This window comes from Pantoea sp. XAF26B01_ASV70, assembly GCF_054512635.1.
The window spans coordinates 1,424,639-1,438,317 of sequence record NZ_CM137251.1 but is presented as its reverse complement, the minus strand read 5'-3'; the positions used below and the strand labels follow the sequence as shown (position 1 = coordinate 1,438,317).

The 13,679-nt window shown below is 54.5% G+C and carries 8 protein-coding genes; 5 read left to right on the top strand and 3 right to left on the bottom strand.

The window, feature by feature from the left end:
- On the top strand, positions 1-651 hold the full coding sequence (rcsB, locus tag ACX8ZY_RS06890) for a response regulator transcription factor RcsB (RefSeq protein WP_009089068.1): 651 nt from the start codon (positions 1-3) through the stop codon (positions 649-651).
- A 54-nt stretch (positions 652-705) separates the two neighbouring features.
- Here the strand turns inward: rcsB and rcsC are convergent, their stop codons facing one another.
- Both rcsC and gyrA read right to left on the bottom strand, forming a co-directional pair.
- The gene (rcsC, locus tag ACX8ZY_RS06885) at positions 706-3,558 is read right to left on the bottom strand and encodes a two-component system sensor histidine kinase RcsC (protein WP_010248396.1); all 2,853 of its coding nucleotides are present in this window, start codon (positions 3,556-3,558) and stop codon (positions 706-708) included.
- A 501-nt stretch (positions 3,559-4,059) separates the two neighbouring features.
- Positions 4,060-6,732, bottom strand: coding sequence for a DNA topoisomerase (ATP-hydrolyzing) subunit A (gene gyrA, locus ACX8ZY_RS06880; RefSeq protein ID WP_064690246.1), 2,673 nt, complete (start codon positions 6,730-6,732; stop codon positions 4,060-4,062).
- A gap of 177 nt (positions 6,733-6,909) precedes the next feature.
- On the opposite strand from gyrA, the gene ubiG reads away from it, so the two are divergent.
- The 4 genes from ubiG (at position 6,910) to yfaE (ending at position 11,913) form a co-directional block, all read left to right on the top strand.
- Positions 6,910-7,635, top strand: coding sequence for a bifunctional 2-polyprenyl-6-hydroxyphenol methylase/3-demethylubiquinol 3-O-methyltransferase UbiG (ubiG, locus tag ACX8ZY_RS06875; RefSeq protein ID WP_010671459.1), 726 nt, complete (start codon positions 6,910-6,912; stop codon positions 7,633-7,635).
- 526 nt (positions 7,636-8,161) lie between these two features.
- Positions 8,162-10,447, top strand: coding sequence for a class 1a ribonucleoside-diphosphate reductase subunit alpha (gene nrdA, locus ACX8ZY_RS06870; RefSeq protein ID WP_010258098.1), 2,286 nt, complete (start codon positions 8,162-8,164; stop codon positions 10,445-10,447).
- A gap of 72 nt (positions 10,448-10,519) precedes the next feature.
- A complete protein-coding gene (gene nrdB / locus ACX8ZY_RS06865; protein WP_010258096.1) occupies positions 10,520-11,650 on the top strand; it encodes a class Ia ribonucleoside-diphosphate reductase subunit beta in 1,131 nt (376 codons plus the stop codon).
- Positions 11,651-11,652: 2 nt separating this feature from the next.
- Positions 11,653-11,913, top strand: a complete 261-nt coding sequence (yfaE, locus tag ACX8ZY_RS06860; protein ID WP_010258095.1) for a class I ribonucleotide reductase maintenance protein YfaE — start codon at positions 11,653-11,655, stop codon at positions 11,911-11,913.
- A gap of 350 nt (positions 11,914-12,263) precedes the next feature.
- Here the strand turns inward: yfaE and ACX8ZY_RS06855 are convergent, their stop codons facing one another.
- Positions 12,264-13,460, bottom strand: coding sequence for a nicotinamide mononucleotide deamidase-related protein YfaY (locus tag ACX8ZY_RS06855; RefSeq protein ID WP_022625069.1), 1,197 nt, complete (start codon positions 13,458-13,460; stop codon positions 12,264-12,266).
- Between the last annotated feature and the right edge of the window lie 219 nt (positions 13,461-13,679).

Below are 13,679 nucleotides of genomic sequence, written 5' to 3'. Positions count from 1 at the left end.
ATGAATAACTTAAACGTAATTATTGCCGATGACCATCCAATTGTCCTTTTCGGTATCCGAAAATCTCTGGAACAAATTGAATGGGTTAACGTTGTAGGTGAGTTCGAAGACTCAACAGCACTGATCAATAATCTGTCCAAGCTTGACGCCAACGTCCTGATCACCGACCTCTCTATGCCAGGTGAGAAGTATGGCGATGGTATTACGCTGATTAAATATATTAAACGCCACTACCCGGATCTCTCGATTATTGTTCTGACGATGAACAATAACCCGGCGATTCTGAGTTCAGTGCTTGATCTCGATATCGAAGGGATTGTACTGAAACAGGGCGCGCCAACCGATTTGCCAAAGGCACTGGCTGCACTGCAGAAAGGCAAGAAATATACGCCGGAAAGCGTTGCGAAACTGCTGGAGAAAATCAGCGCGGGTGGTTATGGCGACAAACGCCTGTCACCGAAAGAGAGCGAAGTGCTGCGTCTGTTTGCAGAAGGTTTCCTGGTGACCGAGATTGCCAAGAAGCTGAACCGCAGTATCAAAACCATCAGTAGCCAGAAGAAATCAGCGATGATGAAACTGGGCGTGGATAACGATATCGCACTGCTGAACTACCTGTCGTCTGTCAGCCAGACTCAGGTCGAAAGAGACTAAGTTACTTCCTGAGGCGGTGCAGCCTGCACCGCCTCGCCTCTGCCCTTTCCTGCCCTACCCCATCCGCGTTTTACGTACCCGATCAGCATAGATTGCCAGCGTCACTTTCAGCACATCTAACGTCACCGGTTTCGACAGGCAGTTATCCATGCCCGCATCCATGCAACGCTGTTTCTCTTCCGCCAGCGCATTCGCCGTCACGCCAACCACCGGGAAGAGATGGCCCAGCTGACGCAACCGCTGCGTCAGGCGATAACCATCCATATTCGGCATGTTCACGTCGGTGAGTACGATATCAATCTCATTACGACTCAGTACATTAAGTGCATCAACGCCATCCTGCGCAGTCTTCACCTGATAGCCCAGCGTGCCGAGCTGTTCCGACAGCAGCATGCGGTTAATCGGATGGTCATCGACAATCAGCACCATGATGTCATCGTTATGCACTTTCTCTTCTACCGGTGCGGCCAGCAACAGCGCATCTGCGGCGTCGTTGCCCAGTGCGATCCGATAGATGCGCGCCAGCAGCGCCGGAACCTCGTGCAGCGTGGCGGTAGAGTGGATCCAGCGGCCAGGCTGACGTTCACGCGGCATATCCACATGCGATCCATCGAAAGTGACCAGTGCCCGCAACGGAACATCAATATCCAGTTCGTAATCGGTCATCACCACATCGTCATGGCCAGGCTTACCGTTATACTCCCCGACCTGAATGCCCTGCTGCTGAATCTGACGCGTGATAAATTCCGCGAGGTACTCGTTGCGCATCGCCAGCCAGATTTTCTTATCCTGTAAATCCTCCAGCAGCATCAGTGATGGCTTCTGCCCTTTGTAGATTGGAATACGCACAATAAACTGGCTGCCCATGCCTGGCTCTGAGTCGACCTCGATGTCGCCATCCATCATGTTGATCAGCTTTTCACAGATCGCCAGTCCCAGCCCGGTGCCCTGGAAATTACGCTGCACGCCATTTCCCACCTGGAAGAAAGGATCAAACAGGCGTGGCAGCTCTTTCGCCGGAATGCCGACGCCAGTATCACGGACGCGGAATGCCAGATAGCCCTGCGCAACGTAAGCGTGGAGGATAATACAGCCCGTATGCGTGAACTTAATCGCGTTATTCAGCAGGTTCGAGATCACCTGCTGCAGACGCAGCGGATCGCCGTCCAGCACCTGCGGAACGTCATGTTCGATAAAGCAGTAGAGCGTAAGCCGCTTCTTCACCACCAGCGACAGATAGTTGCCGACGATGTGGGTCACGATTTCACGAGGTGCAAACGGACGCGGCTCAATTTTCAGCTGCTCTGACTCGATTTTTGAGAAGTCGAGAATATCGCTGATGATTTTCAGCAGCAGGCTGGAGGAGTTGTTCATCGCCGTCACCAGCGAGTCGATACCACTGGGCAGCTCTTTGGTCTGCAGCAGATCGAGATTACCGATAATGCCATAAAGCGGCGTGCGCAGTTCGTGACTGACCGTGGCAAGGAACATCGATTTTGACTGGCTCGCCTGCTCTGCCGCGTGGGCCATCTCCTGCAGCGACTGCTCCATCCGCACGCGCGCCGAGACATCGACCAGCACGCAAATCGCCACGTTCTCATTACGATAGCGCGAATGCACAAAGCTGATTTGCAGGTTAGTATTACTGCCGGTGAGCACATCGACAAAGTTGACCTGCTGCCCGCCAATAATCTCATTCAGCCGCAGGCGATCTTCCTGCGTCAGCAACGTCAGATAATTGTGCGCCAGCTCGTTACTCAGAATATTGGTGCCGTCGCTGGTGCGTAAAATACAGATCCCGACCGGCGCAGAGGCGACAATCTTACGGTTAAACTGCTCATGCTCTTCCAGCCGGTGCGCGTTCTCCTCCGCCGGCAGGAACATCCGGCGCTCAAACAGCCAGGCGAGGGTAAACAGAATGACAGCGCTGAAAATATTGAGCAGCAGCGCATTAATGATCATCAGCTTGAGCTGATCCACCATCACGTCGGTAGATATCGACCACACCACGTTAAGATCGGAAGGCGGCAGCGGCTTTTTCAGAACCAGCTGACGATAACCATTCAGGTATCCGAACCAGGTTTTATCATCAGGAAGACTATCGAGCGAGAAGCCCAGCCCGCCGCGCCGCGAATTTAGCAGTGGACGATAATTTTCATCGGTAATGGAGGCGATAATCGGCAGGCTGCCCGGCTGAATAAACTCATCCAGCCGGATATTCTGTTCGACGCCCAGTAGCGCCTGTAACTTATTAGCAACGTAGACGGGCACCACCATAAAGAAGGTTCCAACGCCTGGCTGAGCACTGCTATTAATCCAGTACATCGGATTGCGGCGATCTTCTTCGCTGCTATTGCGATAGCGCAGCACATTCTCACGCAGCGATTTCAGGCTGCGTTCCCGGTCAGCATTGCTGCTGCCAATCGTGAAGTCGGCCAGACACTGACTCTCGCCACCGATAAAGAACACCCGATTCAGCTCATACGATGAGGCGAAGTTACTTTTCCAGTAATTGATGTAGTAACTGAGTGAATCGAGCGAGTTGCGCCAGGTATTGCTCATCGAGGTACAGTCGCCATCCGAAAACAGGGGCGTAAACTGCGGCTGGGATGTTTTACCTGGCATCATACCGGTCAGCACATCCAGACCGCTGCTGGCGTTGGTTAAGCGGTTCTCGGTGATATATTTCAGCTCACGCATCATGTCCGCCGAATGGCGCACATACCACTGTATGGTGCCGTAGTTGCTGGCAAACTCCTGCCGAACCTGCGTCTCTTTATTGTGCAGCACGCTGATAATGTAAAACGCAGTAAGAACGGCGCCCAGCGTCCAGATTAGCAGCGCCAGCGCGCGGAAAAGATAGCGCGAGATGCGAAGCGTAGTGCGGAAAGAGACAGGATATTTCAAAGGTAACTCGCAGTTGGCAAGGTTAGTCGCATCATCGATTTTTAATGCCCATACACTAGCTTTATCGGGCGTAAAAAGCCAGCCAGCCGCAGGCTTAGCGGGCGGTTTGGGAATCTTTTAAGACAGCCAAAGCAACATCTTTATCTACTTAAAGCGGTTCCACCATTCCAATAAGAAAGGCCTGCCTCTACACCTCAAACACCACGCCCATCCCCTCAAAGCGACATCACAACCCCAACAAGAAAGGCCTGCTATGCCCGAAGAGCAAAGCGTCTGGCCCGCGATGGCGTGGCCGATCCGCATGGATGCGGGAATCCTTTGCGATCGGGCACAGCAGGCCTTGCGACGGCTCCCGACTCACAGCCATCAGCTCCCAGCTCCCAGCTCCCAGCCATAAGCTCTCTGCCCCCTGCAATCTCCCCATCACACAAAAAAAAACGGCAGGCCGGGTTTCCCCTGACCTGCCGTTTCTGCAACGAACCTCAGCTCACGCCAGACAAATTACTCTTCGTCTTCAGCCGCGTCGTCTTCGTCTTCTGCATCCGCTTCCGGCGCAATCTCTTCATCGTCGTTCTCTGCTTCCGGCGCGATATCTTCCTCGCCTTCCGCCACGCTACCGTCGATTGAATCCAGCTCTTCTTCTTCAACCGGCTCGGCAACACGCTGCAGACCCACGACGTTCTCATCCTCTGCGGTACGAATCAGAATCACACCCTGGGTATTACGACCCACGACGCTCACTTCTGAAACGCGGGTACGCACCAGCGTACCGGCATCGGTGATCATCATAATCTGATCGCCATCAACGACCTGAACGGCGCCAATCACCGGACCATTACGTTCGGTCACTTTGATTGAAATAACACCCTGAGTCGCACGCGACTTGGTCGGGTATTCGCTGTTGGCCGTACGCTTGCCGTAACCATTCTGCGTCACGGTCATAATTGCACCCTCTTCACGCGGCACAATCAATGACACAACGCGATCGCCTTCAGCCAGCCTGATGCCGCGTACGCCAGAGGCGGTACGACCCATCGCACGGACTGCGGTTTCTGCAAAGCGCACCACTTTACCGGCCGCTGAGAACAGCATCGCTTCATCGTTACCGTTGGTCAGCGCCACACCGATCAGCTCATCGTCGTCACGCAGATTCACGGCAATAATGCCCGCGCTGCGTGGACGGCTGAACTCTTTCAGTGCGGTCTTCTTCACGGTACCGAGCGCGGTCGCCATAAAGATATTAAAGCCTTCGGTATACTCACGTACCGGCAGAATCGCCGTAATACGCTCGTTGGCTTCCAGCGGCAGCAGGTTGACGATTGGACGTCCACGTGCGCCACGGCTTGCTTCCGGCAGCTGGTAAACCTTCATCCAGTAGAGACGGCCACGGCTGGAGAAGCAAAGAATCGTGTCATGCGTATTGGCGACCAGCAGACGATCAATGAAGTCCTCTTCTTTGATACGTGCGGCTGATTTGCCCTTACCACCACGACGCTGCGCTTCATAGTCGGTCAGCGGCTGATACTTCACATAGCCCTGATGCGACAATGTCACCACAACATCTTCCTGATTGATCAGGTCTTCGATATTAATGTCAGCCGTGTTGGCGGTAATCTCTGTGCGACGCTCATCACCGAACTGATCACGCATCAGCTCCAGCTCTTCGCGGATCACCTCCATCAGACGGTCCGCGTTCGACAGAATGCGCAGCAACTCAGCGATCTGCTCCAGCAGCGCTTTATACTCATCCAGCAGCTTCTCGTGCTCAAGGCCGGTCAGTTTCTGCAGACGCAGATCCAGAATCGCCTGAGCCTGCTGCTCGGTCAGATAGTATTGACCATCACGGATGCCATATTGTGGATCCAGCCACTCCGGACGCGCGGCGTCATCACCGGCACGTTCCAGCATCGCTGACACGTTACCGAGATCCCACGCCTGCGCAATCAGACCCGCTTTCGCTTCTGCCGGGTTTGGTGCACGACGAATCAGCTCGATGATCGGATCGATATTCGCCAGCGCAATCGCCAGACCTTCCAGGATATGCGCACGATCGCGCGCCTTACGCAGTTCAAAGATAGTACGACGCGTCACAACTTCACGACGATGGCGAACAAAGGCGTCCAGAATCTCCTTCAGCGCCATGATCTTCGGCTGACCCTGATGCAGGGCGACCATGTTGATACCAAACGAGGTCTGCAACTGGGTCAGTGAATAGAGATTATTCAGCACGACTTCGCCGACCGCATCGCGCTTGATCTCAATCACGATACGCATGCCGTCTTTATCAGACTCATCGCGCAGTGCGCTGATGCCTTCGACACGCTTCTCTTTCACCAGCTCCGCAATCTTCTCAATCAGGCGTGCCTTGTTAACCTGATACGGCAGCTCATGAATGATGATGGTCTCGCGGCCCGTTTTAGCATCAGCTTCCACTTCGCCACGCGCACGAATATAAATTTTACCGCGTCCGGTGCGGTACGCTTCTTCGATGCCACGGCGACCATTGATAATAGCGGCGGTCGGGAAATCAGGCCCCGGAATGTGCTCCATCAGCTCTTCAATGCTGATGTCTTCATTTTCAATGTAAGCCAGGCAGCCGTTAATCACTTCACGCAGGTTATGCGGCGGAATGTTGGTTGCCATACCTACGGCGATACCGGAAGAGCCGTTCACCAGCAGGTTAGGAATTTTGGTCGGCAGAACTTCAGGGATCTGCTCAGTGCCGTCGTAGTTCGGTACGAAATCGACGGTCTCTTTTTCCAGGTCAGCTAACAGGTCGTGGGCGATTTTCGACATGCGAATTTCGGTATAACGCATCGCCGCGGCGGAGTCGCCGTCGATGGAACCGAAGTTGCCTTGTCCGTCCACCAGCATGTAACGCAGGGAGAAAGGCTGGGCCATACGTACAATGGTGTCGTATACGGCGGAATCACCATGCGGGTGATATTTACCGATAACGTCACCGACGACGCGGGCAGATTTTTTATAGGGTTTGTTCCAGTCGTTACCCAGTACGCTCATCGCAAAAAGTACGCGACGATGAACCGGCTTCAGGCCATCACGCACATCGGGTAAAGCTCGGCCAACGATGACCGACATGGCGTAACCGAGGTAAGAATTTTTTAATTCTTCTTCGATATTGACCGGTGTAATTTCTCTCGCAAGGTCGCTCATGGAGCCGCTATCCCTCTACTTAATCCCGGATTTTAAAGGTGCGAAAGTATATCACACTGCAATGCTCTGGTGAACGCTAACCACCGATTTCACCCGCTTTTCCTTGCGCCTGAAAGGTGTGCCATCTGCGGTTAAGCGTTTATACTGTGGGCACATTTTGTCAGGAGTTACGATTCAATGAATGCACAACCGCAGAATCATCAGCAGAACGTCGATGCGCAGGAAATTGCCAAGTTTGAGGCCGTTGCCTCGCGCTGGTGGGATCTGGAGGGTGAATTTAAACCGTTGCACCGCATTAACCCGCTGCGCCTGGGCTATATCGCGCAGCACAGCAACGGCTTATTCGGTAAAACCGTGCTCGACGTCGGATGCGGCGGCGGCATCTTAGCCGAAAGTATGGCGCGCGAAGGCGCCGTGGTCACGGGTCTGGACATGGGCGCGGAACCGCTGGCCGTGGCGCGCCTGCATGCTCTGGAGAGCGGAGTGACGCTGGACTACGTGCAGCAGACCGTCGAAGAGCATGCGGAGCAGCACGCCGGAAAATATGATGTGGTGACCTGCATGGAGATGCTGGAGCACGTGCCGGATCCGCGCTCAGTCGTTCACGCCTGTGCGAAGCTGGTCAAACCCGGCGGCGAAGTCTTCTTCTCTACGCTGAACCGCAATCCAAAAGCCTGGCTGCTGGCGATATTTGGTGCGGAATATGTGTTGCGCATGCTGCCGCGCGGCACTCACGACGTGAAGAAATTTATCCGTCCTTCCGAACTGCTGGGCTGGGTCGATGAAACGGCCCTGCGTGAACGCCACATCATTGGCCTGCATTACAACCCGGTGACTAACCGATTCAAACTGGCTCCCGGCACTGACGTGAATTATATGGTACACACCCACCGCGCCGTCTGAGTGACCCGCCCGCCTGAATCAGGGCGGGCATCCCCTCTTCTGCGCCCGTTCTCCCTGTGCCGGTCACAGCACTCACCGCGCCAGAGGCATTCTGATGTCTGCCAATAGGTTACATCAGCCCGGCTCCATCCTCTTCAGCGTTACCGCATCCGATTCTCTGCTGACCAGCAACCCGCTAGCGGCTTTTAGCCATTTTTCATCCCTTTTCCTGCTGAATCCTGAGGATTGAATAAGAAACACGCGCCCGATCATAATAAGAAAAAAAAGTGTGATCTGGTTGACATGATGCCAGGCCTTACAAGGCGTGGGCTAAGAAATTTCGCAAGAATTACAACCCCTCCAGCCATCATTTTTTGCTCTTGTTAAGCGGCCGTAAAATACTAAAATATGCCCCCATGTAGTTATGGCTTTTCCCATCACCCCCTAGATGTAGTGTTTATCCACACATTATTCACAATGAATAGGCTGTGTATAAACCGGGATTTCTTTTAATTTTTGGATACTCACGCAAAGGTAAAAACGCGACATGAACCAGAGTCTGCTCGTTACTAAACGCGATGGCCGCCAGGAGCGCATTGATCTCGACAAAATTCACCGTGTGCTGGACTGGGCAGCTGAAGGGCTGAACAACGTCTCAGTTTCACAGGTTGAGCTGCGCTCTCACATTCAGTTCTATGATGGCATCAGAACCTCTGACATTCATGAGACCATCATCAAGGCCGCAGCAGACCTCATCTCCCGCGATGCCCCTGACTATCAATACCTGGCTGCCCGCCTGGCGATCTTCCACCTGCGCAAAAAAGCGTATGGTCAGTTTGAGCCGCCAAAGCTTTATGACCAGGTCGTTAAGATGGTCGACATGGGCAAATATGATCGCCACCTGCTGGAAGATTACAGCCAGGAAGAGTTTGCGCAGATGGATGAGTTCCTTGACCACTGGCGTGACATGAACTTCTCCTATGCCGCTGTGAAGCAGCTGGAAGGCAAATATCTGGTGCAGAACCGCGTTTCGGGTGAAATCTACGAAAGCGCGCAGTTCCTCTACATACTGGTCGCCGCCTGCCTCTTCTCCGGCTATCCGCGCGACACGCGTATGGATTACATCAAGCGTTTCTATGATGCGATCTCGACGTTTAAAATTTCCCTGCCGACGCCAATCATGTCTGGTGTACGCACCCCGACGCGCCAGTTCAGCTCCTGTGTACTGATCGAGTGCGGCGACAGCCTGGACTCCATCAACGCCACCTCCAGCGCGATTGTGAAATATGTCTCTCAGCGTGCCGGCATCGGTATCAACGCCGGTCGTATCCGTGCGCTGGGCAGCCCGATTCGCGGCGGTGAAGCGTTCCATACCGGCTGTATCCCGTTCTACAAGCATTTCCAGACCGCGGTGAAGTCCTGTTCTCAGGGCGGCGTTCGTGGCGGCGCAGCCACGCTGTTCTACCCGATGTGGCATCTGGAAATCGAAAGCCTGCTGGTGCTGAAGAACAACCGTGGCGTTGAAGGCAACCGCGTGCGTCACATGGACTATGGTGTACAGCTCAATAAGCTGATGTATCAGCGCCTGCTGAAAGGCGAAGATATCACCCTGTTCAGCCCGTCTGACGTGCCTGGCCTGTATGACGCATTTTTCGCCAATCAGGATGAGTTTGAGCGCCTCTATACCAAATATGAGCAGGATCAGAGCATCCGCAAGCAGCGTGTTAAAGCGGTCGATCTCTTCTCACTGATGATGCAGGAACGCGCCTCTACCGGCCGTATCTACATTCAGAACGTCGATCACTGCAACACCCACAGCCCGTTTGACCCGAGCATTGCGCCGGTTCGCCAGTCTAACCTCTGCCTGGAAATCGCCCTGCCGACGAAACCGCTGGAAGATGTTAACGACGAAAACGGTGAGATTGCCCTGTGTACGCTCTCTGCGTTCAACCTCGGCGCCATCGAAAGCCTCGACGATCTGGAAGAGCTGGCTACCCTGGCCGTACGTGCGCTTGATGCGCTGCTCGACTATCAGGACTACCCGATCCCGGCTGCCCAGCGTGGCGCGATGGGTCGTCGTACTCTGGGTATCGGCGTCATTAACTACGCCTACTATCTGGCGAAGCATGGTGTGCGCTACTCCGATGGCAGCGCCAATGGCCTGACGCACAAGACCTTTGAAGCGATTCAGTATTACCTGCTGAAAGCCTCAAACGAGCTGGCGAAAGAGCAAGGTGCCTGCCCGTGGTTCAATGAAACCACCTATGCGCAGGGCATTCTGCCTATCGACACCTACAAGAAAGATCTGGATGCGATCAGCAACGAACCGCTGCATCTCGACTGGGAAAGCCTGCGTGAAGAGATTAAAACGCACGGCCTGCGCAACTCGACCCTGTCTGCGCTGATGCCGTCTGAAACCTCGTCGCAGATCTCCAATGCCACCAACGGTATTGAGCCTCCGCGCGGTCACATCAGCATCAAAGCGTCGAAAGATGGCATCCTGCGTCAGGTCGTGCCGGAGTATGAGCGTCTGAAAGATCAGTACGAACTGCTGTGGGAAATGCCGAACAACGACGGCTACCTGCAACTGGTGGGTCTGATGCAGAAATTCATCGACCAGGCGATTTCGTCCAACACCAACTACGATCCGTCGCGCTTCACCAACGGTAAAGTGCCGATGAAACAGCTGCTGAAAGATCTGCTGACGGCGTATAAGTTCGGCGTGAAAACGCTCTACTATCAAAACACCCGTGACGGTGCTGAAGATGCGCAGGATGACCTGGCACCTTCCATCCAGGATGATGGCTGCGAGAGCGGCGCCTGTAAGATCTAATGGTCAGGCGGGAGAATCTCCCGCCTCATTCATTTCACGAGGCCTGGCTTCGTCTACTTTTGGACAACTTTTATGGCTTACTCCACTTTCTCACAGAACAAAAATGATCAGCTGAAAGAGCCGATGTTTTTCGGTCAGTCCGTAAACGTGGCGCGCTTCGACCAGCAAAAATATGACATCTTTGAAAAGCTGATCGAAAAGCAGCTCTCCTTCTTCTGGCGTCCGGAAGAGGTCGACGTTTCACGCGATCGCATCGATTACCAGGCGCTGCCGGACCACGAAAAACATATCTTTATCAGCAACCTGAAATATCAGACGCTGCTGGATTCTATTCAGGGCCGCAGCCCGAACGTCGCGCTGCTGCCGCTGATCTCGATTCCTGAACTGGAAACCTGGATTGAAACCTGGGCGTTCTCAGAGACGATTCACTCCCGTTCTTACACCCACATCATCCGTAACATTGTTAACGATCCGGCGGTGGTGTTTGACGATATCGTTACCAATGAGCAGATTCTGGCGCGTGCTCAGGATATCTCACGCTATTACGACGATCTGATTGAGATGACCAACTACTGGCATCAGCTGGGTGAAGGCACGCATCAGGTCAATGGCAAACCGGTCGTCGTCAGCCTGCGCGCCCTGAAGAAGCAGCTCTATATCTGCCTGATGAGCGTCAATGCGCTGGAAGCGATCCGTTTCTATGTCAGCTTCGCCTGTTCATTCGCGTTCGCCGAGCGCGAGCTGATGGAAGGCAATGCCAAAATCATCAAGCTGATTGCCCGCGATGAAGCGCTGCACCTGACCGGCACCCAGCACATGCTGAATCTGCTGCGCAGCGGTGAAGACGATCCGGAGATGAAAGAGATTGCGGCAGAGTGCCGTGAAGAGTGCTTCGAGCTGTTTAAGAAAGCAGCGCTGCAGGAGAAAGAGTGGGCAGAATATCTGTTCAGCGGCGGCTCAATGATCGGCCTGAACAAAGATATTCTCTGCCAGTACATTGAGTACATCACCAATATCCGTATGCAGGCTGTTGGCCTTGATTTGCCGTTCCAGACGCGCTCAAACCCAATCCCATGGATTAATTCCTGGCTGGTCTCTGACAACGTTCAGGTTGCGCCGCAGGAAGTGGAAGTGAGCTCCTATCTGGTGGGTCAGATCGATTCTGAAGTAGGCGCTAACGACTTCGACGACTTCCAGCTTTAATTATGAGCCGCGACGTTGTTATTCTGCGCAGTTCCGGCACCCGGCTGGAATGCACAGACGAGCATACCAATCTGCTGACGCTGCTGGAAGCCAACAATCTCTGCGTGGAGTTTCAGTGCCGCGAAGGTTACTGCGGCTCCTGCCGGATGCGGCTGCTGAAAGGCGAAGTGCATTACCCACAACGGCCGCTGGCTTTTGTGCAGCAGGATGAGATTCTGCCCTGCTGCTGCAAAGCCAAAGGCGAGATTGAGCTGGAGTTATAACTGAGGTGGTGTTTGTCAGATTGCTGCCCAAGTTAAATACGGGTAAACCTGACAGCAATTGATCAGCCAGAAGCGCAGGGAACACGGTCAGAATAGGAAAGCGTCCCGCCGCCCGGATAAAAACGCCGGGAGCGTTTTTGAACAACGCAAAGCGTTGGCCCGGCTAAGGGCGCACCTCAGGGATGAGGTGCGTAATCGCGCGGGCCGAGCAGTCAGGGATGACGCTTTTGCGTCTTTCCGATCTGACCGTGTTCCCTTCGCAGGCTCGATCTAAAAGCCACCAAGGCTAAGTTGGTCAGCATTCTGAAACGAAACGGGCGCCTCAGGCGCCCGTTTTATTTTCACTGATATTACTGTCTGACAGTTTCAACCACATCAATCCAGCCGTGACCGGTGCTCACTTCGCTGCCGTGTAACCAGCGGCGCAGCATGTTCATCGCCATCATTGCCACCACCTTCTGCCGCGTCTCCAGATTATGGCGACCGGTACTGAACTTCACGCGCTGACCAAAGCTGCCATCCGGCGTATGCAGCGCCACCGAAATCTCTTCCTGCTCCAGGCTGCCAACAGAGAGCGCCAGCGCGGCCTGCTGCTGTGCAGCAAGTTCGCGGGTGCGGATCACCTGCTGCTCAAGCGTCTCCTGCCGGGGTGGAAAGATGTCAGCGCCACGCAGCGGCACGCTGGCGCCAGCCAACTGCCAGTAGAGCAATCCGGCGGTGTATTGCTCACTGATTGCCAGCTGCTCACCGCGCTGCTCCAGCTCACGTGCCAGCAGCGCCGGTAAGCCTTCGGTACCTTCGAAAATGGTGCACTCCGCCAGTTGCAGACGCACCTGCTGCCACACCTGCTCCATCGCCACCCGCTGACTGGCCGGGCCGGTGAGCTTGATCTCGATGATCGGCATGGACGAGCGATATCCCATGACCACGCCTTCCGGCAGCGCCAGCGGCTCCAGTTCGGCGGCAATATCGCTTTCACCGCGACCAAAGGTGGTCAGCCGCAGACAAATCGGTGGCTCGGGCGGCGAAAATTTCGCTTTCAGACGGGGGATGATCTGCTGCTCCACCATCACTTTAAATTCAGACGGCACACCAGGCGTGAAGAACATCCAGCAGCGATTGAGTTGCAGCGCAAAGCCACAGGCGGTACCAACCGGATTATCAATCAGCTCCGCATTGGCCGGGATTTCCGCCTGCTTGCGATTGCTGGCCGCCATCACGCGTCCCCGGCTGGCGAACCAGGCTTCCATCTGTTCCAGCCACTCCTGCTGCACCTCAAGCTCAACGCCACAGGCTCTGGCGGCTGCCAGCGCACTGAGATCGTCACTGGTCGGCCCCAGACCGCCATTCACAATCAGCACATCTGCCTCATGGCTGCGCGCCTGTAGCGTGGCGATTAGCGATTCGAGTGAATCTCCTACCGTGGTACGGCTGGTCATAGGCAACCCTTGCTGGAACAACATATCCGCCAGCCAGGCTGCGTTGGTATCGACGATTTGGCCATGCAGCACCTCATCCCCGGTCGACAGCATCTCTACTCTAATCACGTTGAGTTCTCCTTTTCACGTTTGCTTTACTGTACGAACTCCTCCCGCCAGACACAATCGGCGTCACCAGGGATTGTGACCACTGCGTCTCAGGCACGTTGCGCATAAAGATAGCGAGGGTGAAGCAGGAACAAGGGAGGTGAAGGTGTTCAGGGAGTTAAAAACCAATAAAAACGGCGGGATTGCCCCGCCGCTTTTTTACTACAGTTGTCTGCTACA